This window comes from Parabacteroides sp. TM07-1AC, from assembly GCF_003480915.1.
Taxonomy (GTDB): Bacteria; Bacteroidota; Bacteroidia; order Bacteroidales; family Tannerellaceae; genus Parabacteroides; species Parabacteroides chongii.
The window spans coordinates 113,858-137,255 of sequence record NZ_QUKD01000004.1 but is presented as its reverse complement, the minus strand read 5'-3'; the positions used below and the strand labels follow the sequence as shown (position 1 = coordinate 137,255).

31 protein-coding genes are annotated in these 23,398 nt (G+C 48.2%); 3 read left to right on the top strand and 28 right to left on the bottom strand.

Features of this window, described 5'->3' with window-relative positions:
* Together DXD68_RS10550 and DXD68_RS10545 are read left to right on the top strand one after the other, a co-directional pair.
* Entirely contained in the window at positions 1–1,308 is a 1,308-nt protein-coding gene (locus DXD68_RS10550) for a S41 family peptidase (protein WP_122361692.1), read from the top strand.
* 54 nt (positions 1,309–1,362) lie between these two features.
* Complete coding sequence (locus DXD68_RS10545; protein ID WP_122361476.1) at positions 1,363–3,033, top strand: putative transporter; 1,671 nt, start codon at positions 1,363–1,365, stop codon at positions 3,031–3,033.
* A gap of 76 nt (positions 3,034–3,109) precedes the next feature.
* On the opposite strand, the gene DXD68_RS10540 is transcribed toward DXD68_RS10545, so the two are convergent.
* Positions 3,110–4,660 (bottom strand): RagB/SusD family nutrient uptake outer membrane protein, encoded by a 1,551-nt coding sequence (locus tag DXD68_RS10540; RefSeq protein WP_122361475.1) that lies wholly within the window; start codon positions 4,658–4,660, stop codon positions 3,110–3,112.
* Between the two features lie 15 nt (positions 4,661–4,675).
* Positions 4,676–7,762: a SusC/RagA family TonB-linked outer membrane protein gene (locus DXD68_RS10535; RefSeq protein ID WP_122361474.1), complete on the bottom strand. Its 3,087-nt coding sequence runs from the start codon at positions 7,760–7,762 to the stop codon at positions 4,676–4,678.
* A 336-nt stretch (positions 7,763–8,098) separates the two neighbouring features.
* Between DXD68_RS10535 and DXD68_RS24025 the strand changes: the two genes are divergently transcribed.
* Entirely contained in the window at positions 8,099–8,293 is a 195-nt protein-coding gene (locus DXD68_RS24025) for a hypothetical protein (RefSeq protein ID WP_147382992.1), read from the top strand.
* Positions 8,294–8,626: 333 nt separating this feature from the next.
* On the opposite strand, the gene DXD68_RS10530 is transcribed toward DXD68_RS24025, so the two are convergent.
* From DXD68_RS10530 to DXD68_RS10405, 26 genes are all read right to left on the bottom strand, one after another.
* A complete protein-coding gene (locus DXD68_RS10530) occupies positions 8,627–8,830 on the bottom strand; it encodes a hypothetical protein (protein WP_004303920.1) in 204 nt (67 codons plus the stop codon).
* 10 nt (positions 8,831–8,840) lie between these two features.
* The gene (locus DXD68_RS10525) at positions 8,841–9,239 is read right to left on the bottom strand and encodes a hypothetical protein (protein ID WP_008143073.1); all 399 of its coding nucleotides are present in this window, start codon (positions 9,237–9,239) and stop codon (positions 8,841–8,843) included.
* Complete coding sequence (locus DXD68_RS10520) at positions 9,236–9,766, bottom strand: hypothetical protein (RefSeq protein ID WP_004293684.1); 531 nt, start codon at positions 9,764–9,766, stop codon at positions 9,236–9,238. The genes DXD68_RS10525 and DXD68_RS10520 overlap by 4 nt, the downstream gene beginning before the upstream one ends.
* A gap of 162 nt (positions 9,767–9,928) precedes the next feature.
* The gene (locus tag DXD68_RS10515) at positions 9,929–10,585 is read right to left on the bottom strand and encodes a hypothetical protein (protein WP_008143069.1); all 657 of its coding nucleotides are present in this window, start codon (positions 10,583–10,585) and stop codon (positions 9,929–9,931) included.
* The gene (locus DXD68_RS10510; protein WP_004293682.1) at positions 10,557–10,880 is read right to left on the bottom strand and encodes a hypothetical protein; all 324 of its coding nucleotides are present in this window, start codon (positions 10,878–10,880) and stop codon (positions 10,557–10,559) included. The genes DXD68_RS10515 and DXD68_RS10510 overlap by 29 nt, the downstream gene beginning before the upstream one ends.
* A gap of 154 nt (positions 10,881–11,034) precedes the next feature.
* Positions 11,035–11,445, bottom strand: coding sequence for a hypothetical protein (locus tag DXD68_RS10505; RefSeq protein WP_021891778.1), 411 nt, complete (start codon positions 11,443–11,445; stop codon positions 11,035–11,037).
* A gap of 13 nt (positions 11,446–11,458) precedes the next feature.
* Positions 11,459–11,767, bottom strand: coding sequence for an LPD28 domain-containing protein (locus DXD68_RS10500; protein WP_008143065.1), 309 nt, complete (start codon positions 11,765–11,767; stop codon positions 11,459–11,461).
* 22 nt (positions 11,768–11,789) lie between these two features.
* Positions 11,790–12,446: a hypothetical protein gene (locus tag DXD68_RS10495; protein WP_008143063.1), complete on the bottom strand. Its 657-nt coding sequence runs from the start codon at positions 12,444–12,446 to the stop codon at positions 11,790–11,792.
* A 3-nt stretch (positions 12,447–12,449) separates the two neighbouring features.
* Positions 12,450–12,785 (bottom strand): hypothetical protein, encoded by a 336-nt coding sequence (locus DXD68_RS10490; RefSeq protein ID WP_004293678.1) that lies wholly within the window; start codon positions 12,783–12,785, stop codon positions 12,450–12,452.
* Positions 12,761–13,351, bottom strand: a complete 591-nt coding sequence (locus tag DXD68_RS10485) for a hypothetical protein (RefSeq protein WP_229118741.1) — start codon at positions 13,349–13,351, stop codon at positions 12,761–12,763. Before DXD68_RS10485 ends, DXD68_RS10490 begins: the two co-directional genes overlap by 25 nt.
* Positions 13,352–13,366: 15 nt before the next feature.
* Positions 13,367–13,873 (bottom strand): hypothetical protein, encoded by a 507-nt coding sequence (locus DXD68_RS10480; protein WP_008143058.1) that lies wholly within the window; start codon positions 13,871–13,873, stop codon positions 13,367–13,369.
* Between the two features lie 22 nt (positions 13,874–13,895).
* Positions 13,896–14,342, bottom strand: coding sequence for a hypothetical protein (locus DXD68_RS10475; protein ID WP_004293675.1), 447 nt, complete (start codon positions 14,340–14,342; stop codon positions 13,896–13,898).
* Positions 14,343–14,380: 38 nt separating this feature from the next.
* On the bottom strand, positions 14,381–14,857 hold the full coding sequence (locus DXD68_RS10470; RefSeq protein WP_008143055.1) for a hypothetical protein: 477 nt from the start codon (positions 14,855–14,857) through the stop codon (positions 14,381–14,383).
* Positions 14,858–14,958: 101 nt separating this feature from the next.
* Positions 14,959–15,468, bottom strand: a complete 510-nt coding sequence (locus tag DXD68_RS24495; RefSeq protein WP_233577095.1) for a hypothetical protein — start codon at positions 15,466–15,468, stop codon at positions 14,959–14,961.
* 413 nt (positions 15,469–15,881) lie between these two features.
* Entirely contained in the window at positions 15,882–16,586 is a 705-nt protein-coding gene (locus DXD68_RS10460; RefSeq protein ID WP_008672671.1) for a radical SAM protein, read from the bottom strand.
* Positions 16,587–16,603: 17 nt separating this feature from the next.
* Positions 16,604–17,107 carry a hypothetical protein gene (locus tag DXD68_RS10455; RefSeq protein ID WP_117513736.1) on the bottom strand — a complete coding sequence of 168 codons (504 nt, stop codon included), beginning with the start codon at positions 17,105–17,107 and terminating at the stop codon, positions 16,604–16,606.
* Positions 17,108–17,118: 11 nt separating this feature from the next.
* On the bottom strand, positions 17,119–17,412 hold the full coding sequence (locus DXD68_RS10450; protein WP_004303931.1) for a hypothetical protein: 294 nt from the start codon (positions 17,410–17,412) through the stop codon (positions 17,119–17,121).
* On the bottom strand, positions 17,363–17,542 hold the full coding sequence (locus DXD68_RS10445) for a hypothetical protein (protein WP_004293669.1): 180 nt from the start codon (positions 17,540–17,542) through the stop codon (positions 17,363–17,365). Before DXD68_RS10445 ends, DXD68_RS10450 begins: the two co-directional genes overlap by 50 nt.
* A gap of 34 nt (positions 17,543–17,576) precedes the next feature.
* Positions 17,577–18,095 (bottom strand): hypothetical protein, encoded by a 519-nt coding sequence (locus DXD68_RS10440; RefSeq protein ID WP_117513734.1) that lies wholly within the window; start codon positions 18,093–18,095, stop codon positions 17,577–17,579.
* Between the two features lie 32 nt (positions 18,096–18,127).
* Positions 18,128–18,547: a hypothetical protein gene (locus DXD68_RS10435; protein ID WP_229092735.1), complete on the bottom strand. Its 420-nt coding sequence runs from the start codon at positions 18,545–18,547 to the stop codon at positions 18,128–18,130.
* A gap of 19 nt (positions 18,548–18,566) precedes the next feature.
* On the bottom strand, positions 18,567–18,872 hold the full coding sequence (locus DXD68_RS10430) for a hypothetical protein (protein ID WP_004303937.1): 306 nt from the start codon (positions 18,870–18,872) through the stop codon (positions 18,567–18,569).
* A gap of 15 nt (positions 18,873–18,887) precedes the next feature.
* Positions 18,888–19,238 (bottom strand): hypothetical protein, encoded by a 351-nt coding sequence (locus DXD68_RS10425; protein WP_004293665.1) that lies wholly within the window; start codon positions 19,236–19,238, stop codon positions 18,888–18,890.
* Positions 19,235–19,906 (bottom strand): tyrosine protein kinase, encoded by a 672-nt coding sequence (locus DXD68_RS10420; RefSeq protein ID WP_117513729.1) that lies wholly within the window; start codon positions 19,904–19,906, stop codon positions 19,235–19,237. Before DXD68_RS10420 ends, DXD68_RS10425 begins: the two co-directional genes overlap by 4 nt.
* A 140-nt stretch (positions 19,907–20,046) precedes the next feature.
* Positions 20,047–20,919 (bottom strand): DpnD/PcfM family protein, encoded by an 873-nt coding sequence (locus tag DXD68_RS10415; protein ID WP_004293663.1) that lies wholly within the window; start codon positions 20,917–20,919, stop codon positions 20,047–20,049.
* On the bottom strand, positions 20,916–22,820 hold the full coding sequence (locus DXD68_RS10410; protein ID WP_008143046.1) for a hypothetical protein: 1,905 nt from the start codon (positions 22,818–22,820) through the stop codon (positions 20,916–20,918). Before DXD68_RS10410 ends, DXD68_RS10415 begins: the two co-directional genes overlap by 4 nt.
* Entirely contained in the window at positions 22,807–23,397 is a 591-nt protein-coding gene (locus DXD68_RS10405) for a hypothetical protein (protein ID WP_004293661.1), read from the bottom strand. Before DXD68_RS10405 ends, DXD68_RS10410 begins: the two co-directional genes overlap by 14 nt.
* Position 23,398 lies beyond the last annotated feature (1 nt).

Below are 23,398 nucleotides of genomic sequence, written 5' to 3'. Positions count from 1 at the left end.
ATGAAAAAAGTAATCGTATCACTGCTACTAACTATAATATTCTGTCCCCTTCCGGCCTTCAGTCAGAAAGAAAAGAACGAACTCGATGCCTCCCAAAAAGCTTTCATTGTTTCTCGTTTTTGTACTGAAGTAAAATATAATTTTGTCCATTACAACAATCTTCCATACAACTGGGATAGCTTATGCATGGCCAATTTACCCTCACTAACAACTACACAATCAGACGAGGACTTTATAAACGGACTAAAACAATTATGCGCACAGCTCCATGACAGACATACGTTTATTTACCAAACAAAGTGGTCGAAAAATCCTAAAGAATGGCCCCGCTCCTTTCCTATAGCAACCAAACGTGTCGGTGATCAGGTATTTGTCACTTCTGTCCATAATTCGGAATTCAAAAAGCAAGGTATATCCTATGGTTGTGAAATACTGGAGATCGATGGAGAGAAGGTACTGGAATATGCCAATAAGCATATCACTCCATACCTAGCCTCCTCCACCCAGCAATGGTCGGACTATGCTCCATTCAGAGGATACGAACTGACCAATGCTATAGGAACCAAGATTTCACGCATGCTTCTACGTTCCCCCGAAGGCAAAATAATCACAATAGAGAGCGATCGAAATATTCCCTGGGATATTCCTGCCGACTCATCCGTATTCGAATACAAAGTGCTTGACGGTAATATCGGTTTGCTATCCGTCAAAAGTTTTTTAAATGATGACTTTCGTCGGGAAGAGTTTGACAAGATATATGAACAGATTTTAAAGACCAATGCCCTCATTATCGATATCCGTGATAATGGAGGTGGTAATTCGGATCATGCAGACTATATAATCCGACATTTCAATGACCAGCCTGTTAGACTGGGCCGCTGGAGTAGCCGGATGTATATTGCAGCTCACGGTTCATGGGACTATCCCCAAGAATGGTTCATGGAAAGTCCGAACCCGATGGAGCCTGTTAAAGATAAACCAATCTACAAGAAACCGATTGCTTTGTTAATAAATGCCACGACGTTTTCTTCAGCAGAAAACTTCAGCGTCACATATCGAGGACTTAACCGGGGTAAAATAATTGGAACTCCGACAGGGGGAAGCACTGGAAATCCGATATTTATAGACCTGGGATTTGGTTTAGGATGTAGCATCTGTACCAAAAATGAATGGGAAGTAGATGGACGTAATTTTATCGGAATTGGTATCGTTCCGGATATAGAGGTAAAAGAGAATGCTGATATCTTTCTAAAAAACAAAGATATAGTAATAGAAAAAGCCCTGGAAATCTTAAAAGATTCATTATAAGCAAAAGCTAACTTAAAAACCCCTATCTTTGCACTCTTAACAAATAACACTGGTATGGATTGGTTGCAGGAAGCTTTTTTTGAGCCGACGATGTTGCAGGCTGTTATCGTGATCTCACTGGTTTCAGCGGTGGGACTGTTTTTAGGAAGACAAAAGATATTCGGTATATCACTGGGTATCACCTTTGTTTTCTTTGCCGGGATTATGGCCGGACACTTCGGGATTGTGGTCAATAAGGACATGCTGAACTTCGCACAGAGTTTCGGCTTGATCCTGTTTGTCTATTCCCTGGGGCTGCAGGTCGGTCCGGGTTTCTTCTCTTCGCTGAAAAAAGGCGGTGTCGCCATGAATATGATGGGGCTGGGGGTGATCCTGCTCGGATTGATCATGACGCTTGCCCTGCACTGGACCACAGGCGTTTCACTTCCGAATATGGTCGGATTGCTCTGTGGAGCAGTCACTAACACGCCGGCATTGGGGGCGGCACAGCAGGCTTTATTACAAATAGAGCCATCCGATTATAAAGAAGTGACCGACATGGCACTCGCTTGCGCCGTTGCTTATCCCCTGGGCGTTGTAGGTGTGATCATGGCGATTATCCTGCTGCGGAAAGTGTTCGGGAACAAGAACTTGCCGGACGATAAAGAGAAGCACAATACCAAACCCAACATTACAGAATTTCATATCAGCAACCCGGCAATCTACGATAAGAGCATCAAGGACATCATGCAGCTGACGGAGAAACATTTCGTTATCTCCCGTGTATGGCATAATGGAAAGGTCAGCATCCCTACGTCCGACACCATATTACGTGAAGACGACCATTTGCTTATCATCTCCCATAAAGCGGATGTCGAAACGATCAAAGTCCTTTTCGGGGAACAGGAGAATGTCGACTGGAACAAGGAAGATATCGACTGGAATGCGATCGACTCACAGCTGATCTCCCGCCGTATCGTCGTTACCCGCAACCGGGTGAACGGAGTAAAGCTCGGATCGCTCCGCCTGCGCAACCTATACGGTATCAATATCACCCGTGTCAACCGTGCCGGTATCGATCTGGTAGCAGACTCCGCCCTTCATTTACAGATCGGTGACCGTCTGACGATTGTCGGTGAGAAGAATGCCGTAAACAATGTAGGTAAGATTCTCGGTGACGAGATCAAGCGCCTGGACAACCCGAACCTGCTTGCCGTATTTATCGGTATCTCGCTGGGTGTCCTGCTGGGGTCGCTCCCTATCATGCTGCCAGGTATGACTACCCCTATCAAACTGGGTATTGCCGGCGGTCCGATTATTGTCGGTATCCTGATGGGTGCTTTCGGTCCTCGTTTCCATCTAACGACCTATACTACCATGAGTGCCAACCTGATGCTGCGCCAGCTGGGTATCGTGATCTACCTGGCGGGACTGGGTATCGATTCGGGAGCGCATTTCTTCGAGACGGTATTCCGGGCGGAAGGTTTGTTATGGGTCGGACTGGGATTCCTATTGACAATTGTGCCGGTGCTGATAGTCGGCTTCATCGCTTCACAGTTCCTCAAACTCGATTACGCCCATAACGTCGGAATGCTTTGCGGCAGCATGGCAAACCCGATGGCACTGACTTATGCCAATACAACGGTGGAAGGCGACGAACCTTCGGTAGCCTATGCAACGGTTTATCCGCTTTCAATGTTTATCCGGGTAATATCGGCACAACTTATTATTATGCTGTTTATGTAAATAATCCTGATAATAAAAAAGCCCGTGGCTACTTCGATGGAAGTGCCACGGGCTTTTTTGTTATCAGATATCCTGTTTATTCTGTATAAATAGAAAGTTTAGGATGATCATTATAAAGATTCTTATTTGCCAACTCCTCTGAATCGGTAATACGATACAGATAGTATTTACTATTCGGGCAAAAATCAGATTGGTCAGGGAATTTGAAGTAACGGTGTCCCTGAGCTTTTTTCTGAACAGTGTGAGTCTGGCCGTTTCCATCCGTATACGTATAATCGATAGGATCGTCCGGATATACCTTACGAACCACAGTTTGTTGATTACGGATAATATCGATCAGGCTAAAGCCTTCTCCCCATAACTCTTTACGTCGTTCCAACCAGATAGCATCCAGCAGCTCCTGTTGTGACAGACCGCTTGGAACCGTCTGTGCTCCCCTCGCCGTTTTCAGATCGTTCAGCTTATTCACAGCATCCGGGTCATTCAAACGGGCTTTTGCTTCCGCATTAATCAGATAGATTTCGGAAACGCGCATCAAGACGATATCTGCCACCTCATTCTCAATATCACGGAATTTGAATTTGGAATAACGCATCCATACATAAGAAGCACTTTCTTTATCCGCTCCCGGATCTGTAGCCCAGAAGATCATCTTCTTACGGTAATCACCCTCGTCAAACTGATCGCGGAAATAAGGGTCCATATTGAAGCTGTAATAATAAGAGCCCGGTGTTGTTGTATCCAGGAAATGGAACTGGTAACTGGCGTTGCTCTGATCATTGGTCTGCGGATGGCCCCAAATCCATTCTTTGTTATCAACCGTACTAAATCCGTCATTATATTCACTCTCGCTCATCAGGTAGTTATCTTTAGCTAAAAGCTGATCTGAATACATTTTAGCTTTGTCCCATTCACGGGCATACAGACAAGCACGGGAAAGAATACCTAATACAACCTCATTATCAATTTTATGCTTGGAGTTACGTACATATGTTTCAGGAATCAGCTCCAACGCTGCTTCCAGGTCACTGATCGCCTGCGCGTAAACTTCGCTTACACTGGATGCGGGTTTTCCTTCTGCTGCTATATTCTCGTCGGTCGATTGTGTATAAATAGGCGCACATACGGCATTCGGATCTTTATCGATAGCAAAAGAATAGGAAGATGCCAGATGCAGATAAAGGAATCCGCGTAAAGCCAGTGCCTGTCCTTTAATACGGTCTCTGTCGAATTGTGTTCCTTCTGCGTTATCAATATTATCGAGTACGCCGTTACAATCGTTAATAACACGATAAGCCAATAACCAGCTCAACGTGTTCGTACCTCCTTTACCATAGATGGCACTGAGCTGGTTATGGGATCTGAAACCATATTTATCATTCAATACCACATCGGATCCCATAGCATCGTTTGCACGCAACATAGCGCCATAGCCTGGGTTGGCATACGAGTTGAAAGTCTCCATCAAATAGTTCCAACCACCGTTAAGTACCTTTTCCGCATCTACCGTTTTTCCGAAAACGGAACCGGCATCCACGTAGGTCGTAGGAATCGTATCCAAATCGCAGGAAGTAAACATACCGGCTCCCAGCGCAATTGAAAATATATATTTAAAAATAGTCTTCATATTCTTCTTGTTATATTAAAGTTTCACATTGATACCAAATGAGATAGTCTTCATTGCCGGATAACGGTAATAAGTAGAACCTCCGACCGTTTGTTCCGGGTCCAAACCCTGCTGTTTTGTAAACGTCAACATATTTTCTGCCTGGAAGAAAATACTGGCATCTTTCAAAGTCAGCGTATTCAGAATCGTCTTCGGCAGATTATAAGAGAATGTAATATTCTTCAGGCGCAAATATGAACGATCCACCAGGAAACGATCCGAAGAATTTGTCCATGAACTTTTCGGGGAAGTAGTCAGACGCGGAACATCCGTGTTTGTATTTTCCGGAGTCCAGCGATCCAGCATATCTACACTCCAGGATGTACCTGTAGGTCCCTGGCTCATCAATGAAAGTTTATCACCGTTATAGATCTTACCTCCTAAAGAGTAAGAGAACAGGAATGACAGAGAGAAATCCTTATAGGAAAGATCCGATTGGATACCCCCTGTCCATTTGGGCAAAGAGTTGCCGCATTTCACTTTATCGGATGTTGTTGTCGAAGAATAATCTTCCGTAGTCACTTTCTCACCGTCGTTATTATAGCGATACCACATCGGGTTACCGTTTTCCGGATTCACACCAGCCCATTCTACCAGATAGAAATCATACAAGGAACCGCCTTTTACCCATTTCTTGTTACCGCTCCACATTTCGTCAGCCGGCAACGAGGTGATCTTGTTTTTATAAGTAGTGGCATTCAATGATAGTTTCCACTTCCAATCCTTTGTTACAATAGGATAACCGGCGATCTGTAATTCCCATCCATAGTTCTTGATAGCACCGATGTTTTCATCCATACTGGAGAAACCGGAAGACGGAACCAGGTCTTTTGAGAACAACAGGTCTTTTGAACGACGTTCGAAATATTCTACAGTACCGCTTAAACGGTTATTCCACAAACCGAAATCCAAACCGACATTGGTGTTCAGGTTCGTTTCCCATGACAGGTTCGGAGTAGCCAGACGATACGCATGCAATCCGGATTCGCCGAGGTTGTTACGGATAGAATAGAGTGCCTGATAAGCATAGTAACCCACCTGGTCATTACCCTGTGCACCATAGCTGGCACGCAGTGACAAGTTCGAAAGCCAGCCGGATGTCTCCGCCATAAATGCTTCCTGCATAATCTTCCATGAAGCACCGACCGACCAGAAAGTACCCCAGCGATGGTCGGGGTGGAAACGTGAAGAACCATCCGTACGAACAGATCCCGACAAGAAATATTTGGAAGCATACGAGTATTCGGCACTACCAAAATAGCTCAACAATTTATATTGGTCGCTGTCTCCTGAGAAATCACTCAAAGAGGAAGCTGCATCCGGTTCATAGAAACCGTCCATGATCACCTTGCTGCGTGTTCCGCCAAAATTAGAAGTATTATATTCATAATATTCCTGACCTACCATGACACGGATATTATGGTTATCGTTGATCGTACGCTGATAATTAACGACGTTATTGAAAGTCATACCTGTAGTACGGTAGTTCTGTTTACTTACTTCACCACCGCTGATAGAACCCGGACCATATGTCGGGTTATCGTAATTATGAAGGAATTTACTGTTATAGTCAACATTCAAAGACATTTTATAAGTAAGTCCTTCTATAGGAGTAACCTGTACATATCCGCGAAGAGAAGCAGCATCCCGCTTAACCTCACGCTTGTCATGCGGCATGGATGCCAGCAAGTTATATTTTGCATATGAGTTAGGACGGTATTCACCGTAATCGAACATACGGTCGCCGTTTTCATCCAAAAGGTATGCGCCGGTCTTCATATCGCGCTGGTATACCGGATAGAAAGAAGGCAATGAACGTGCGAACGCAACGACGTTGGAAATGGCAGAGTCATCTTGTTTAGGAGAATCCTGAACCGAATGCGTTCCGGACAGATTCAAACCGACCTGTAACCATTTACGAATATCCGACGTTATATTGGCACGCAGGGTATAACGTTTGAAACCGGAACAAATATAAGCACCCTGATCATTCATATAGCCTGCAGAAGCAAAGTACTTGGAATTTTTGCTACCGCCGCTTACACGTATATTCAGATCTGAATAATGAGCATCCTGTGAAAGAGCATCATCCCAACTGTCATTCCATAGAGGATTTGCACCGGAAACCAATTTCCCATCAAGCCCCACCGGTTCCGGAAAAGCTGATCCATAAGGGTTAATACCCAAATTACCGGTTAAATTACTTGATGCATAGGCAGCAGCATCTGCAGCCGAATAACCGTTATCCATACGATAGTTGCGCATGGCTTCCCAATACAATTCAAAATACTGGTTCGTATTTACCTGATCGTAATCAGCACGCGCACGGCTTGAAAAACCATACTTGGCAGAGAAATCCACTGTAGGTGCACTCTCTTTCGTACCTTGTTTGGTAGTAATCATAATGACACCGTTTGCAGCACGTGAGCCATACAGGGCAGCAGAAGCAGCATCCTTCAACACGGTTATAGACTCGATGTCCGATGAAGCAATGGAAGAAAGCGCTCCGTCATAAGGAACACCATCTACAACATACAACGGATTGGTCGAAGCGTTGACCGACCCGACGCCACGGATAAAAATCGTAGCATCCGATCCCGGCTGTCCGCTGGATGAGAATGACTGGAGTCCAGCAACGGTTCCCTGTAATGCTTTCGACACACTACTAACCTGTGCTTTCTCGATCGTTCCGGCAGGAATAAAGCTTGCGGAACCTGTAAATGTTGATTTCTTGGCAGTACCATAAGGAACGGTAATGATAACTTCGTCTACCATCTGGCTCGTTTCCTGCAGCTCGACATTAATCACTTTACGTTTGTTTACCTGTTCGGTTACCGTCTCATAACCGATAAATGAAAATACAAGGCTTTCATTGCCTTTTACCTGAATGGAATAACTTCCATCGATACCAGTGATTGTACCGCGGGTCTGCCCTTTCACAAAAACAGCCACACCAGGAATTTCTTCACCTCCCGCAGTGACTTTACCTGTCACTGTAATATCCTGTGCATACGCAACAGCACAAAACAGCAAACTACACAAAAATAAATAAAATTTGCTCATAAACTCAGCTTTGTTTAGATGTTTATAAATTACACACTTATCAATACTATATGATGATCCCTCTCAACACAAATTAATCCTTTCCGGATCAACTCACTTTTCTTGAATTCAATTTTCGATTGTTATTTATATGCATATTTCAGATTAGTATATTATTTAGATTTCATTGATGAAATCTAAATTAAAAGCCCGGGCTTTTAAAGTTTAATATTGGCTACTATTTTCTAGTCTTATTAATATGAAGGCAACATTGTTTAATTATTATTTTACTAGCGCTGCAAATATATATAAATTATCTTAACCCAAGATACGCATTTTAATTTATTTTTATCAAATATGGAACAAAACGTAAACAACTACATGATGAAGGTCGCCCAACAGAAACGAAAAGGCGGGAAGAGCAGTTCGGCGGATATGTATCGGGCTGTAAATAACCGACTGCAACGTTTCCCCGGCGGGATGAGCCTGATCTTCAGGAAAGTAAAAAAGGGCAGCATCCATATAGGCAAACTTTTTTTGTTTGATAATTGATTGATAACCAGTAGTTAGTTTCGCTTAAAAAAGCTAATCTCTACTTATAAGCATACATAGAGGGTTTCAATAACCAACTGATACTGAAGACAAAAGTATATAAAAAAGTCGGATTGTAAAACACTGGAAAAGAACCTTCTTTTATCAATCAAGGAAATCAAAAAGTGTATAGAGCAAAGTGGCGCATGTATGGTATAGATAATTCCGTACATGCGCCACTTTCTTAATCATCTGATTTGCATTGATTTACATTAATTGTTATTATATACTATCATTTGGTACTGATAAGCATTGATTTTGCTTGTGGGGTGTATTATTGTCCACCTAAAAAAATCAAGAATATCTCCTTGAAACGGGTTTGACGAGCAGGTCGATGTGCTCGTGTTCAAGGATATGTTCCATAGCCTTGTATATGGGCATCTTTTCGATACCGGCAATCTTCAGGGCTTCCATCTTGATGGTATTCTCGATGAGCAGCAGGTAGTCTTCCTCCTTCAGCTCAACATATTTCTGTGACTGTGATTTTAATTTTGCCATATTGATGTTGTTATTTGTTTCCGAAGTCGGCAGGAATCTCACCCCACAGGCGGTTGTCCCAGTGCAGCACTTCGATGTCCTTGATTCTTGCCTCCATCACTTTGAGGAATATCTCCGCTTTCTGCAATGCCGGGCATCTGCGTGAAGAGGCTGTCTGTTTGTTACAATACCACGTGATGGCTGTAATGCTGTCCGAGTAGATTGTTCGCGGACTTTCCGGATGTTCCATGACATATCTGACCGCCTCGACAATGCCGAGAAACTCCCCGATATTGTTCGTCCAGTTACCGATAGCTTTGGAAAAGAGTTCTTTTCCTGAAGAGAGGTCGACAGCCCGGAAGCGTGTCAACCTCTCTTTTGCAGAATGGGCACCGTCGGTCGCAATACCCACGACCGGTTTTTCTTTCATTGAATTCCTCCCTGATGTCTGTCTCCCGTATAGATGAACCCGTCGGATTCCATACGTCGTACCAGAGCACGCGCCTGATTCAGATAGTCGGTGATGACACCTTCCTTGTACTTGATATCCTTGCGTCCCTTGAGGATTTCCAGCACACCGTCTATTGTGCGGCTCATTACGCTCTTGCCGTCTTTCGGGTCGAAGAAAATCTTTTTGTTGCCGAACGTCACAGTTACTTGATACAATGTCTTCGGGACGATCACTGTTTCCACATGCGCCTGAAATAACACGGGGGTAGCGGCAACGACTACATACCCGTTGGCTTTGTGCATGGGTTTCAACTCTACCGAGTATAGTATGTTTGGCTCGAGAGTTCCTTTCAGGTCTTCCGAAAGGACACAAATCTGCTTGCCGAATCTTGAGTCTTCACGGACTCCCATCAATTTACGTGTCTTGGAATGGCGCGAAACGAACCCTATCAGTTCGCCCGTCTCTTCCGATCTCGCAAACTTCAGTTGCGATTTTTCCGATGTCATATTACTGTTCTTTCATATTCAATCTATTGCTTTCAATTGACAATCTGTTTTCAATGGGTCACTTTTCCATACAAATATATGCCAATTTTTCACGCCAACAAAACGTTTTAGTTATTAATTTTCAGATGGTTATGTGTAATATATATAGAGAAAAGGCTGCATTCAGTACAGCCTTTCCTCCTCTGTAAAATGACTGAAACGCTCGTCAGTATCAGAAGTTTGCAGTAGATAACGGCATTTCCAATAACGGTAAATCCGCCTTCCGTTGGGTATACAGTGATTTATATCGTCAGCATTCAGATATTGGTTCCCTTGTTCCGTACCGTGGTGCATCCATGTAGCGCACCCGGGCAGGTCCGGGTTGTTCCGGACATAGAAGTCCATTTTCTCTTTACCGGCGACAAAGATATTGTGTATCCGTACGTCCTTATCGATAGGAAACCGGTAGGCGTACAACGCGAAGTCACAGATGTCGGTTTCCAGCAGGTTGCCGCCAAAGTGTTCGGGAGCTTTCCGTTTCAGGTTCTCGAACCCCTCCAGAATACCCGGCCTGTCGCATATCTCGGCAAACCTTTCATCCGTTACCGGCTCAGCCGTCGCATAAACCACCCGAAAACCATTATCCGTACTGTCCAGTACCATGACATGCGCGACTATCCCCGGTGATTTGTTGATACTTTCGTCAATGCTGTCCGAGTCCGTGGTCAGACAGCATTTCAGCGTTCCGATGATTAATACCGCTACCACCAACAGTGTCCAAGGACCTATTGCTGCCGCTATCAATACCAATTCATCGGCCCGTTTCCGTATTTGTTTCATTGATTTTGAGAATGTGGCGGCCGGATACCCCCCGGACCTCGGACACGCATACCTTGCATCCTGCATCCAGCAACCGGTTTCTACATTCTTCCAAGGCGGCGTCGGAAATCCTGATGGCAGGTATACCCGCCGCCGTCATCTTGAACCGGGGCACTTCCGTGATCCGGGTAATCGTTTCGGCATCATCAAAATACGCCTCGAATGAATCTCCGACATGGAAAAGGATGATGGTTTCCACGCCATGCCTTTCCTTCATGCCGCCGTAACAGCGGCGAATAATCTCTTCCTTTTTCATATCAAATAGATATATTAGGTTTGATGTCAGCCAAACATGAAAGTGCCTGTAATCCGTTCAACTGCCGGGCTTTCGTCCGAAATACATATACAGACTTTCTTCATCTGACAAATATACAATAAATTACGGAACGACCCATGTCTATTGCATGAAACTATCCTTTCATCTTCACCTCCCTTCTTTCAAATTGTTCGCGGATGATTTCAACGAGTTGTCCGATGCTGTCGATTTTGTGACTCTTACCGCAGGCTTTGCCATGGAACAATGGCGTGAAGTACAGGTTAAAATCCTCATCGATGGAAAAACCTCCCACGAGGACGATACCCGCCTTGATACGGTAATACTCGCCGTACATGGCGTAATCATCCGTAGTTTTGGTGAACCCGTACTCCGGCAACAAGTCCGGCAAAGTGTCCAGGATCGGCCGGATGACATCCTTGAGAAAATTCGGGGTCTCAACTTCCTTTTTCCGTTTCCGACCTTTTCTGCCGGTTCCGTTATCGTCTTGCAGGTAATGGGCATCGAAACGATCCCGATACCTTTCTGTCAGTTCCTTAATATCCATATCCTTTATACATTTAATTGTTTTCCTCAAGCCACTCTTCCAGTGTCATGGAGTCCTCGAAACCGTATTCGTCAATCTGTACATAGCCGTCCTTTTCCGTGATAAACTCTTTCCTGGTCAGGATGGTTCCGCCATGATTTACCATCACCGTCGGTTCGATGGTCGCCAGACGGTCCCCGTCATCCGACTCCCGGATATCGTATGCGTACAGTCCCTCCGGAACGGCATTCCGGTCAATCCGCATATCCGTAAACAATGCAGGCGTGTCATTGATGGTCATAGACTCAAAGGTCTCGTTGCCAATGTTTTCTTTTGTAATCATATTTATTGATTCAAATAGTTTATTATTCCTGCTTGGGAAGTTCAATGGCTCTTACCCAATTGTTCCGGTCATCAAAACATTCATCATTGATGTTGGCCGTAAATTCCAGCGGTATCATCTTCTCAACCCGCGTTGCGGGGTTATTTTCGTAATCAACGATGATTTTCCCGGCCGGAACGTCACGTTCAAATTCGTCCAGCGGGAAAGAGAATATCCATATTTCCCGGTCTTTATCTTCCCCAAGAAACGCCTTGAGGTTGTCTGTATAAGCCTGGCATTTGTCCCACGAGGTTTCCACGAATGAAATGATTTCCTCTTCCGGTTTGCCGGTACGGTCTTTCAGGAATGCAACGGCATTCCCTTTCCAGATATCCTGCTCGACACAGAGTTCCAGATAACGTTCCCAGACTGTCACCAGCCAGTCCATGTTAATCTCATGCAGGTGGCGGCAGGTGAAACGCTCCCGGCTTTCCGCGTTGTAAAGCGTGCAGCTTCCGTCCGTGCGTATCTCCTCCAACCGGTACATGGTGTATACCGGTATCCCGTGCCCATACCCGTCTTCCCCTTCCTCCTCGACATATACCGTATGGGGCAACATATTTTCCGGCATTTTCGGTATCGCACACAGGTTGGCTATAACTTCCTGTTCCAACGCTTTTTGTTTCTCCTGTATTCTCATTGTCTATCCATCTTTTAGTATGATTTTACCTTCTTGAAATAATCTCTGTTTGTAACGACGGTGGTTGCGTATATTTTCGGTATGTTTCTTCCGGTCATATTTATACAAGCCTTTTGCCTTGTTCTCTCTCAGCAGTTCCTTGTTCCGCTCTTCGCTTTCTGGGTTCACAATGAAGGTTATCAGCCTGCGGCTGACACCGTATTCCCGGGCAAGCTGGCGCTGGCTGACAGCTTCTGTCATGTAACGGTGGAAAATTTCAGCCTTCTGAAAAGGAGTGAGCTTCTGCCTGCGGTCATATTGTGTCCCGCTGATGATTATTCCCGAGCTTTTGTATGGCATAGTGAAGTCTGTTTTTCGTTTGTGGTCCATGAATGGTAGATGCGTTGTTTGCCATCTAAGGAGAGTAGAAACCAGCGGCTATAAATCCGTTCCAGCGTTTCGGTGTCGTGCCCGTATATCGGTCCCAGTTCGTTTGCAAACATCGCCGCTACCTTCAGCCTCCTGGTATCGGACAGCTTCTCCCACCAGCGGCAAATGGTCTTGTACTGCTTCACGCCCGTTACAAGGTCCGGAACCGGAGCGGAGGAGATATATTCCGCCTCTTTGCCGCACGGTGCCTGCCAGAACCCCTGTTCGCAAAGAGCGCGTTGCTCGTCACAAACCCGTTCTGCAAAGGATTTGAGTGCCATTTGGAATATCTTTCTTTCCAGTTCCTTACGTTCCATGGACAGTTCATGCACACCCACGTTCAGCCCGTGCTTATTGCGTTCATCCGGGGAAAGCTTGTTGCTCAAGGCTTTCCTGACCAGTTCCAGCCGTTCTTTCAGAGGGCCGTATTCGTTGTTATCTAAATACCGGTTAAACAGTTCCTGTTCGTTTCCGGGCAGTATGAATATATTTTCCATCATGCATCATTTAAGTTATCGGATGTGAATAGGATATATCGCAGTGGATAGCGGGTGTCGGGGTGCGGAAATAGCCACGAGATCCCGTGCCGTCAAGGGGCGCAGAAAAACGGCATCGAACTCCTGAGTATCGTCTTCACGGATATCTCGGACTTCAATGATCCATGTGCCTTCATAGCGGCACCAGGCAATCACCTCCAAAATCATTTCCTTTCTGTAGTCAGCCGGTCCGTCCCCGAAACTTTCACGTATCCGCTTAATTGCATCGTCTGTCAGCCGGACAAATTCCCCTTTGCGGAACGGAGCTTCCGGCGTAACGGCAGGAGCCAGCATCTGCCAGTCTTCATGTCCGTCCAGGTCTTCCACAGCCATTGCGTAGGCTTTGTATTCAGCTTCGGTCTCGAAATGTCGGGTTATCACATATCCCCCGGATTCGGCCGTGCTCTCCACCGACGAGATATCCCCGGTTTTCCTGTATATGCTTACAGTATCCTTACCGAGTAGAACTTTTACTGTTATCATTATTGCAGATGGTGTGGTTTTATTATAAATGGAACTCCACGTCTTCCTCCTCGAACTCCGTGTCATGGTCCTCGTTGTACCCCTCGACGGTCGAACCAGGGACATAGGTCTCTCCGCCAATCCCATAACGTCCGGCATCGAGCAGTTTCCGAAGGGTTTCGGTGTCCCCGTTTAGAATCCTTTCGATGTCCTCCCGGCTGCCCCGGACGCTAATTCCGAGACGTAGCCAGAGATTTTCCTCTCTCGAGGTGTCCGCCTCTTCCGACCGGTGGCGTATGATATGATAATCACTCCATCCGTCGGCATCGTTTACCCCGGCGATGTAGGCATTGTACTCCGCCTCAGTCTCGAACTCTTTCTCGTCCACGACGCCCCCGTTATCCGCCAGCCATTCTTCAGAAGGCAGTTCATTGTTCTCTTCATATTCCCGTACGGCGTCCTCGCCGAAAATCGTTGTTATCTTTATCATGTGTCTTTGGGTTTTGAATATTTGTTATTTAATGGTTATCAAACTCGTTTGCCCGAACCGGTTTGATTCGGTTCGCAGACAGCCACCCGGTTTCCGGCGCGTATCAGTTTGGGGAGATACACGTCCAGGTCACGAAAAGAAAACCGCAGTTCCTTGACGCCTTTCCCTTGCCCGTCGACGCGTTCGGCGGTGGCAATGCCCAAAATGCCGGAAGCGGCGATGGCATCATCCTCATACAATTCACAAGATTCCCCGTTTCGGAAAATGTACAGGGCATCCGGGTGCGCCGCTTTCATCTCGCGGTATTTTCCCATCATGTCGGAAACTCCCGGGACATTTCCGTTCCCCGTTACATTCCGGGTCTTCAGTAGGTTCCTCGTGGCGTCGATGTCGATGAAATTCGTCCAGCCGGCTTTATGAAGTTCGACAGCAGCTTCCCGCAGGGATACCTTCCCGTTCTCGACCTCCTCTTTCAGGGATTCGAGAATGTTCTTGATTTTATAATCATTCATCATATTTTTTATTCTTTGGTTACATTGTTACTTGTTCCGACGGTATTCCGGTCAAGGGGAAAGCACCCGTGGCCTCCGGTAACCCGTCGATACACTGCCCGTCGTCAGGATTTCCCCGACAGGTAATGCCCGATGGACTTGTAACGGTTAGGAATGTTCGCGTTCTCGTTGAAACCGTTCAGGCAGTGGAGCAAGGCATCTTCGAGCGTGACATAACGACGGTCGAAAGTTTGGATATTATCCAGACAATAAGCATTTACAGCGTATTTGAAAGGCGCGTACATCCTTTCGTTCTCCCGCTTTAAAATGACAAACCAGTCGAAATGGAGTTTCAAGCGGAAACCGTCGCTCTCGCCGACTTTCATCAGCCGCTCTTCGTCGAGAAGCCGCCGCACGAGTGTGGCGTCGAGCTGACGGGTATACTCCCTGTACGCCTTGATACGGGCCGTGTAAGCCGCGGCATATTGTTCGATGTCCGTTTCTTTCAGCCGATGTTCCGCCGGGTAAAAGTCCAGCACCTCTTTCGTCGTGACGGGAATTTTCAGGTCGTCCACCCCGATCTCGTAGGTCTTGTTTTCCAACACGTCGTGGAACTCGAACCCTTGAATTCCCATGAGGGTAAATTCTCGCGTCGGGTCAGGGAGCGCAAGTGATTTGAGCTCTTCGAGGTCGCGGCACACGGCCACGACCGGATACTTCTCGACCACGTCTGACGGGCCTCCGATGCGGATATACGCCTTTTCACACCCGTCGTAATCACCATGCCGGACAATGTCGCAGCAGGTGTAGTTGGGGGCGGCACGATGCCGCGCCGTATATTCCGTCCAAAGCTTGTCCAGCCCGGCTTTTACTTCGTCAGGGTCGGTCAGGGCAACGTTGCCGCACTGGCTGCACCGGCCGTCCGACAAGGCGTTGCGGGTAAATTCGAGGAACTGTCTGGTGTTCGGGTCGATGACGGCGGTACATTTCACTCCAGTGCCGCCGCAGATACTGCATACGATTGACATAAGTTTTTTGATTTGTGTATTTATTCGTACAATCTTTCTTTTTGACGCTTTTTCAAGGTCATCCGGAGATATTGCATCAGTTTCCCGCAGGGACACAGGGCATGTTCCCGTTGGCGGGCATAACTCAGGTCCCCGTTGGAGAGAACCATGCCTTCAGCATTGAGACAGAGGTCGCCGTAAACGTAGTTCTCCTCCGTAAGATAAATCCCATGAACAGGGTTCGGAAACCCCTCCGTGCTGCGGCCTTCCCGGAAAAGGAAGATACGCTCGGCCTGTCCCCGGACTCCGAAAAAGGGATACGGGGAAAGTGCCGCGAGCGTGGCGGCATGCTCTGCCGGATCATGGAAGCGGTCGTCGCTCATTTCGAGCATGTGGCCGGAGTCCTGTTCCTTTTCCTCCTGGTACTCGTACAGTGCGGCGCAGGCTTCTATGAATTCCTCCGAACGGGATGTGGCAGAGCCGTTGGTTACGATATAAAAGTCATTGACAGTAATACCGTAGGCGCGTACCCGTTCGAGGATATGGCGGATGGCCCGGACGTTAAGCGACGGCTCGCCGCCCGTGATGTTGAAATGGTGAATATGCCTGACATGCCGCAGCAGGTTGCTTATATGTTTCAAAGGGATATCCACGGATTCGGCATCTCCCCGCATGCAATGGGTACAGCGCATGTTGCAACGTCGGGTAATCTCGATGCAGAGATTCTTGATATATAGTTCTCTCATATTCGATGTAGTTCGGCTTAAGTTTCATCCGGGATTTCCTTTCCCGTGTAAGGATTATACAGCGGTGTGTTGCCAACTGCCTCGGCGTCAATAGCGAAACTGCCACGGCCTACGTCGTAGAAGAGTTCCAGCTTTAGTGGCGTTGAAGCGATGACTTTCTCAGCCTCGGCTTGTGACAGGCCTGAATACATCAGGCATTTGACACGACACCGGAACATTTCCGGATTGGTTTCCGGCGTGGTAACTACATCAACGACCTCGCACACTTCATCCGTGATGGCGAAGCGGTCGGGATTGGGTGTGCCGTTCCTTCTAGAGCCGTCCGATGCGGCATGTCCGGTGATTGAATGGTTCCGCACCTTTTCGGCGGGATAGGTCTTATCGCCTTTGGCGAAATACGACTTGCCGGAGGCGACACAGGCATGATAGATTACGTCGTGGACCTTTCGTCCGTTGTCAAGTATAATTGTATAGGTCGTTCCCTCCTGCAAGACAGGAACGGCATTCGGTTTATGAGACATAAGATTTGTTTTTAGCTGTTTATGAATTTCGGTCTTGCACGCCGCATGATGTGTAGGTCATCGTAACCGATGGCTCTCAGTTCGGAAAGCGGGTTGCGGTACTCCTTTTCATGGGCTGGCCGTGTCATGGCGATCACGCCCGCATAGTCGGCTGCACCATGCTGGCCGACATGCATGTAGGAGGTTATTTCACCCCGCCGTCCGCTCCACGGTATGTCCGGGAACAGGGCGATGACCTGTCCGTCGGGATAGCGTCTAAAGACCACCTTCGTCATTTTTCCCGCAGATTTCCGTGTCGATTTCATAGTCCCCGTAATTTTTGAATTCATAGTCCACTTCGCTGATAATTTCGTCAACCTCTTCGTCCGTTATTTCATCAGCCTTCGGGTTGTCGATATCGAGCCGTACGGTCAGGTAAATGGTTCTTGTTGCCATAATATCATACATTTTTTAGTGTAACAAAGCCGGCTTATGACGGACCGACGGTATATTTCTCTATCAGCCGCTTCCGGTACGCCTTGTCTTTTCCGGCGGCAAGGCTTGCCAGTTTGCGGATATTCCGGTTGGCTTTTTCCGCGACCTGCTCCACTGTCGGTCCGGGAGTCATGAAATCACGGCATCCGGCACCGCAATACCGCTGCTTCCCCTTGACCGTCCTGCCACAGGCCGGACACCGGCGCTTGCCGTCACGCTCCAGCACTTCCAGAATATTGGCATGAATGCCTTTCCACCATTCAATACGGTCTATGTCATAATCGTAGACGGTTATCGTGTTCCCGAAACTGCGGGCTTCGACCTCAACGGCAATGCCCTCATCTTCAAGGTAAACCTTCAATACCGGGTCTTCGTGAGGCTCACAGTGCCTGTCATACCAGATGATATAGGTGGGATCGTCCAGTTCGTCAGGCTCTCCCAGACAGAGTTCCGTAAGGCCGTTGTTCACGAGAATGTTGCGGATGGCGTCTTGTAAATCTTTGATACAGTCCATTGATATTTCGTTTTATGGTTGTTCCTCATTCGTCAGTTCATCTCCGAAGCGTGGCCGACGAACTGGAAGATATCGGCGTATTGTTCGCTGTAGATATAGAATCCGTCCCGTTTTTCCCCGGTCTCCGCATCTATTCCGTCAGCAAGGAGATATTCCCCGTCATCCGTCAGGTAGACATCGGTAAGCTTGATACGGGACGTGTCGTGCTTCCCGTACAGGGTTGTCGTGACGGGGAAGTTGTTGTCATCGAGTTCCTCCTCTTCTGTAAGGCCGAGTGATACGCGGCCATATTGTGCCAGGAACTCCAGCATGAATTTCAGCATGGCTTGCTCGGCCTCGTGCAGCCGTCCGTCGATAAAGGCGTACTGGGTGGCGAACAGATGCAGCTTGTCGGCGCTCATTTTGTCCGGGGCTTTGCCCGGCTCCGCATTGTCTTTCTGTATTTTATCCATATCTGTCATATTGTTGGTTTCATGTTTCCAGCGGGGTGAAGGAGACGGTCAGTATCACTTTCTCGTCACCCAGGTTGAACACTTTCAGGCAGTCGTTACTGATAGTCCTTTTCAGGATGTCTCCCCGGTATCGGGAATTGCGTACCTTGAAGGTAAAATCATCAATGAACGAGCTGATGCAATGAAGTACGTGGTCGAATTCTTCCTTACCATACCGTTCCATTTCAGGGAAGATGCCTTTCAGATGCGCCCGCAGGCTCAATATGTAGTTCGGGGTCTTGCCCGTGATTTTTCCCGAGTATGTGATTTTGTATTTCCTGTCCATGATATGCCGTTCCATTTAATCGTTACTGTCATACCAGCCCTCGATCTCATCGAAATAGCCGTTCGAGTCCCATTCTTCCAGCAAGGTGGTCGGGTACGTCCATTCAAGGCTGTAAAACAGATCCTGGCACACCTCTTCATTACCCTTGCACAGGGCGAGCAGTGAGTTATGCGTGAAACAGCCGTCACTGCTCTCCGACACACGCCAGTCCTCACGGTCTTCTGCCGCGTATTCAGGTACATAGCACACTTCATCGGGGCGGTTGAGAAAGGCATCCTCGTTCTTGTAGATGTTTCCTTCCCCTCCGTATTCCAGTTCATAGAACACACCTTCCGGCGTTTCTATCCTGTTGCCAATCTCTATCATAGCGTTACCGTTTCGTGGGTATATATAATCACCATCCGGGAGGAGAGCACCTTGTCGCGTACCGTGGGGTTGGCGATTGCCCAATCGGAATGGAAATGCATGTCCGGAATGGATGCGGTGTCCACAATATCGCCCCCGTTTTCCAGATGGAGATAATCCGGCTGATACAGGTCGCAAAGGAATTTGCCGTCCGTATCGCTGATGGCGTATATCTTGCCGTCGAGTGCGGCCGTCATCTCCTCCTCGCTGCGGTAGACCAACAGGTATTTACAGCCGGTCTTCATCTCTTCCGCAATCCGCTTATGCAGTTCTTCAGGAGATAATTCACGCAGTCTTGACACGACCGCCCCGATACTTTCCACGGCATCGTAGCTGTCCAAGACATCATGGCAGGTCGTTTCAAACTCCTCTTTCGGACGACCCGCAAAATTGATGGTACGGACTTCCTGCCCGTGCCCGCCGAGCAGGTAAAAGGGCGTACCGTTCCATTGTTCCTTTCTGACAGAGAGCGGCCGGGAGCATTCCCGTGGCTGCCGGTTCACAACGGCATACAGTTCCAGACTTTCCCCGCATTCCATACGCAGGATATGCCGGGCGAACTCCGTAAATGTCATGATTTTGATTCCTTCCCCGTTCGCCGTGAAGAAATCCTGTCTTGTCTGTTTCATAAATCCGTTTTTTTAAGAGTAGGTAATCGTTTTGTATAAGGGGTGGAATACTCACCTCGTTTTGAAAAAAAAGACCGCCGCAGCCGTAGCCGCGACGGCCCGTCATCATTATGGCATGTGATGAACAGGTTCTATTTTCGTTATTCGGCCTCGTAGTACGGTACGCCGTGCCTTACCACTGCTTTTTCCATTTCTTCCCACCAGATTTCACTATGGCGGTCATTGTCAAAATCTATGGGCTTTCTTTTACCGAGCCGCAGCCGGTCCCGTGTCTCCATTTCCGTTTCGTACACAATCTGTTCCATTTCTTCGTCCGTAACATGGTAGGTATCGAACGGCTCCGGCAGAGATTCCAACTCCCTGCGTGACAGCTCGGATTGCCCGCAGGTGAAAACCTTGTCATAGAAAGCGTCATCTTTCGGCGGCAGTTCGGGTTCCTGTTCCGGCAGCACATCCAAATAATCCGACTCGTACAGGTAGTTTTCGTCGCGCCCCTTCGTCTGCCGGTTGTTCTTGAACTCTTCCAGATCACTTTCCGTCAGGCGGAATTCCTTCTTCTTACGCCGCAGGTACTCCATCATGTTTTCGAGGGAGGAGAACGGGGCTATGAGCTCCATGGAAGAACGGTTGTGCCAGGCATCGCTCCGGTACAGCAGGTAGACCTGCGGGCGGTTCCGGGCCGCCTCCTTACGGTATTCGCCGAACTCATACAGGGCGTTGTCGAAACTTCCGAATGCCAGCCGGACTTTGTCTTCGACGGATATGGACTCCCGGCATTCCTCGAAACGGCGTTGCACGTATCCGATGAAATCCACGTCTTCCAGAGTCTCCATGACCGTGCTGTCATCAGTCGAGAGCGCGATGTCAGCTCCTGCGAAATTGTCGGCTGACAGCACGTGTTTCTCTTCATTGTATTCGTCTTCCGCCCTGCAGACGGCCAGACCGGGCGTTTCTGCCTCGATCTCCACGACCTTACGGAGCGTCTCTTCGATAGCTATCCGGTATTTTTTCATTGTATGATGTTTATTTGTTTCAGTTCACGTTTGTAGTTTCTCAATGACGGCTTGTGCCCTTTCTCCCTTACGATCTGGCGCATCTGTGCAAAGGTGTATGCCTTCTCCATGTCCAGGCCGTAGTCCGTGGCGAATGCCGTCATTCCGATATAGCAGAAGCCGAACTTCCGGTGCAGCATGTCGGCCGTATAAGGAGTCATGTCTTCCGCCAAGGTTACGGGGACAGCCATTCCCCGGATCTTGAACTTCAAGCCCTCGATAAGGGTCCCGCAGTTGTCGCTGTGGTAGGTCAGGTCCCTGCGGCGGGCGCAGTAACCGATGGTCTCACCCATGAAGGTGTTGCGGAAGATTTCCGTACGGTTCAGGTCCTTCAACTTCTCGACACCGTAATAGCAGACCGCCTGTACGGCTTTCAACGCTTTGTCCACACGGGGTTTGACAAAGCGGGGGTCGTTTTCCGCCACGATCTTTTCCAGCCACGTGCGGTGGAAGGTTCCGACAGGCACGTCGAACACCTTCTCCGGCGTGCAGTATTTTGAATCCGACCGCGTCATCATCAGATGTGCCGAGGACGGCTCGTATTGTTCTTTCAGGTAAAAGGCCAGACAGGTATTGCCGACTTTGCAGTAAGTATAGTCGTCACGGCTGTTTTTCAGCGACAGCATCGTGGTTTCCCCGCCGTAGAACTTCTCGGGCAGTCCGGTCTGTCGGCAGAACTCCGTGAGGAAATGTCCGGGGATGGCATGTGCATAACTGCGCTCCTGGTAGCACTCCTTCGCCATTTGCGGAGTGATGAACCGTTTGGCAAAGTCACAGATATGGTAATGACCGTAATCATACGCCGCCTGCGTGTTCGCGGAGCTCTGGAACTTTTTGGGCATCTGGCGGAACCAGCGGAAACTCGTCCCGTGCTCCATGCAGTAGTCGACAAATTCCCGCGTCCATACATTTTCAGGAAATTCGGGACAGTTGCCGTTTCTTCGGATGAATGCCTTGCACACTTCCACCGAGAGCAGGGATTGTTCAGTTTCCTCGTCGATATAGCAGTTCGTCTCCCGTTTGCTGTTATCGATGGCAATGACCAGTCTTTCCGGTGTCTTGAACCGCTTCGGCAACTCCCCGAACATGTAAGGGTGTTTCTCCATCAGCCGGTCCGCCAGCATGTCGTCCAGATATACCGACAACGGCTTGAAAAACTGGGGGTCTGTGATGAAGTTTTTTCCTTCGGTCGAACAGACAGCCGCATGGAGAATCTCATAGGAATAGAACCGGGCGGGAACAAGCGAGAGGTCATGTTCCGCCATCTTGCGGTAGTATGCCGCAGTCTTGAAACGGGACGGCACGACGGCATCGGTAACCGTGCTCAATATTTTCATCCCGTCGAGCATCCCGTAATAGAACTCTTGAGTCTTTACCTCAACGGGGACATATCCGAGGATAAGCCCCGTTTTCATGACGGCGTCTGTCCTGCTGTCCGTGTAATACGGGTCGTAAATATAGCTGCGCAAGGCCAGGTATGCCAGTTGCGCATCCCAAAGGCGTTCAGGTATGAAGGCGAGAATGTCGAAATCCCCGCGTCCGTTTCGGATGACCGCTTCTGCCATTTCTCGGGTAACCATTGCTTCGGGAACGGCCGTGATATTCTTCGGTTTTTTGCGCATGGCGTAGTCACAGACTGCTCCCGAACGGTACGCCTCCGGAATATTGCGCAGCTCGAAGCTGTGCCAGCTCTCCGTGCTGCCCGCGATGATTCGTTCTATACGTCCGGGTGTGAGGAAACGTCCCGGAATATGGCTCAGCACCTCTATTTCCTTGCTTTCGACGGCTGCTTCCACGATCTCTTCCGTGAACAGGTGTTCCGGCAGCCATTCTATGGCCGATACGATGTTATTGTGCCGCATACAGTTTCTTTTTAAGGTTGGACGAACGGACGATTCTCACAAGGCGGCACCCCCGGTAGACATAGAGTATCCTGGATTCCCGTTCGGCGAGTTCCTCAAGTCCCTGCCAGTGCTGCGGTGTATTTATCTTTTCGAGTCGGACATGGTTGTTCACATATACCGTGATCGGTTTCATGCTGTCATGGGAGGGCGTATCTTCGACGAAGAGCGGCTGTTCACAGTATTCTCCCTTGTCCATGACATGCCATCTGCCGTTATCGAACAGGAGGCACGTGTCCTCCATGCGGCCGAAAATGTCTGCGTTGTCCGCGATGCGTGATGCGGATTGCCGCGGTGTTTCCCGTCCGTCACGGATCTTTGAAAAACAGTGGACGGTATCGCCGGTTCCTGTCCATTTTCCATAGGGTGACGGTCCCAGTTTTTGTATGTCGCCCAGCGACAGCAGGGCATCTACCCGTCTGTCATTGGGATAGAACACCCGGAGTTTCCTCACAAGGTCTTTTGAAAGCGTCTCATGGAGCGCCTTGATGTGCCGGACACTGCCGTCCGGCAACAGTTTTCCGATTTGTATGCTCATA

Bases quoted from the DNA above. Each gene is read 5' to 3' on its own strand.
- DXD68_RS10430 (WP_004303937.1), bottom strand. From the start codon at position 18,872: ATGGACAGGAAATACAAAATCACATACTCGGGAAAAATCACGGGCAAG.
- DXD68_RS10455 (WP_117513736.1), bottom strand. From the start codon at position 17,107: ATGTCTCATAAACCGAATGCCGTTCCTGTCTTGCAGGAGGGAACGACC.
- DXD68_RS10405 (WP_004293661.1), bottom strand. From the start codon at position 23,397: ATGAGCATACAAATCGGAAAACTGTTGCCGGACGGCAGTGTCCGGCAC.
- DXD68_RS10440 (WP_117513734.1), bottom strand. From the start codon at position 18,095: ATGGACTGTATCAAAGATTTACAAGACGCCATCCGCAACATTCTCGTG.
- DXD68_RS10545 (WP_122361476.1), top strand. From the start codon at position 1,363: ATGGATTGGTTGCAGGAAGCTTTTTTTGAGCCGACGATGTTGCAGGCT.
- DXD68_RS10515 (WP_008143069.1), bottom strand. From the start codon at position 10,585: ATGAAACAAATACGGAAACGGGCCGATGAATTGGTATTGATAGCGGCA.
- DXD68_RS10445 (WP_004293669.1), bottom strand. From the start codon at position 17,542: ATGGCAACAAGAACCATTTACCTGACCGTACGGCTCGATATCGACAAC.
- DXD68_RS10520 (WP_004293684.1), bottom strand. From the start codon at position 9,766: ATGACATCGGAAAAATCGCAACTGAAGTTTGCGAGATCGGAAGAGACG.
- DXD68_RS10415 (WP_004293663.1), bottom strand. From the start codon at position 20,919: ATGAAAAAATACCGGATAGCTATCGAAGAGACGCTCCGTAAGGTCGTG.
- DXD68_RS24495 (WP_233577095.1), bottom strand. From the start codon at position 15,468: ATGGGAATTCAAGGGTTCGAGTTCCACGACGTGTTGGAAAACAAGACC.
- DXD68_RS10540 (WP_122361475.1), bottom strand. From the start codon at position 4,660: ATGAAGACTATTTTTAAATATATATTTTCAATTGCGCTGGGAGCCGGT.
- DXD68_RS10500 (WP_008143065.1), bottom strand. From the start codon at position 11,767: ATGATTACAAAAGAAAACATTGGCAACGAGACCTTTGAGTCTATGACC.
- DXD68_RS10510 (WP_004293682.1), bottom strand. From the start codon at position 10,880: ATGAAAAAGGAAGAGATTATTCGCCGCTGTTACGGCGGCATGAAGGAA.
- DXD68_RS10480 (WP_008143058.1), bottom strand. From the start codon at position 13,873: ATGATAACAGTAAAAGTTCTACTCGGTAAGGATACTGTAAGCATATAC.
- DXD68_RS10470 (WP_008143055.1), bottom strand. From the start codon at position 14,857: ATGATGAATGATTATAAAATCAAGAACATTCTCGAATCCCTGAAAGAG.
- DXD68_RS10410 (WP_008143046.1), bottom strand. From the start codon at position 22,820: ATGCGGCACAATAACATCGTATCGGCCATAGAATGGCTGCCGGAACAC.
- DXD68_RS10550 (WP_122361692.1), top strand. From the start codon at position 1: ATGAAAAAAGTAATCGTATCACTGCTACTAACTATAATATTCTGTCCC.
- DXD68_RS10450 (WP_004303931.1), bottom strand. From the start codon at position 17,412: ATGAAATCGACACGGAAATCTGCGGGAAAAATGACGAAGGTGGTCTTT.
- DXD68_RS10475 (WP_004293675.1), bottom strand. From the start codon at position 14,342: ATGATAAAGATAACAACGATTTTCGGCGAGGACGCCGTACGGGAATAT.
- DXD68_RS10420 (WP_117513729.1), bottom strand. From the start codon at position 19,906: ATGAAACAGACAAGACAGGATTTCTTCACGGCGAACGGGGAAGGAATC.
- DXD68_RS10435 (WP_229092735.1), bottom strand. From the start codon at position 18,547: ATGGATAAAATACAGAAAGACAATGCGGAGCCGGGCAAAGCCCCGGAC.
- DXD68_RS10505 (WP_021891778.1), bottom strand. From the start codon at position 11,445: ATGGATATTAAGGAACTGACAGAAAGGTATCGGGATCGTTTCGATGCC.
- DXD68_RS10525 (WP_008143073.1), bottom strand. From the start codon at position 9,239: ATGAAAGAAAAACCGGTCGTGGGTATTGCGACCGACGGTGCCCATTCT.
- DXD68_RS24025 (WP_147382992.1), top strand. From the start codon at position 8,099: ATGGAACAAAACGTAAACAACTACATGATGAAGGTCGCCCAACAGAAA.
- DXD68_RS10495 (WP_008143063.1), bottom strand. From the start codon at position 12,446: ATGAGAATACAGGAGAAACAAAAAGCGTTGGAACAGGAAGTTATAGCC.
- DXD68_RS10535 (WP_122361474.1), bottom strand. From the start codon at position 7,762: ATGAGCAAATTTTATTTATTTTTGTGTAGTTTGCTGTTTTGTGCTGTT.
- DXD68_RS10530 (WP_004303920.1), bottom strand. From the start codon at position 8,830: ATGGCAAAATTAAAATCACAGTCACAGAAATATGTTGAGCTGAAGGAG.
- DXD68_RS10485 (WP_229118741.1), bottom strand. From the start codon at position 13,351: ATGGAAAATATATTCATACTGCCCGGAAACGAACAGGAACTGTTTAAC.
- DXD68_RS10490 (WP_004293678.1), bottom strand. From the start codon at position 12,785: ATGCCATACAAAAGCTCGGGAATAATCATCAGCGGGACACAATATGAC.
- DXD68_RS10460 (WP_008672671.1), bottom strand. From the start codon at position 16,586: ATGAGAGAACTATATATCAAGAATCTCTGCATCGAGATTACCCGACGT.
- DXD68_RS10425 (WP_004293665.1), bottom strand. From the start codon at position 19,238: ATGATAGAGATTGGCAACAGGATAGAAACGCCGGAAGGTGTGTTCTAT.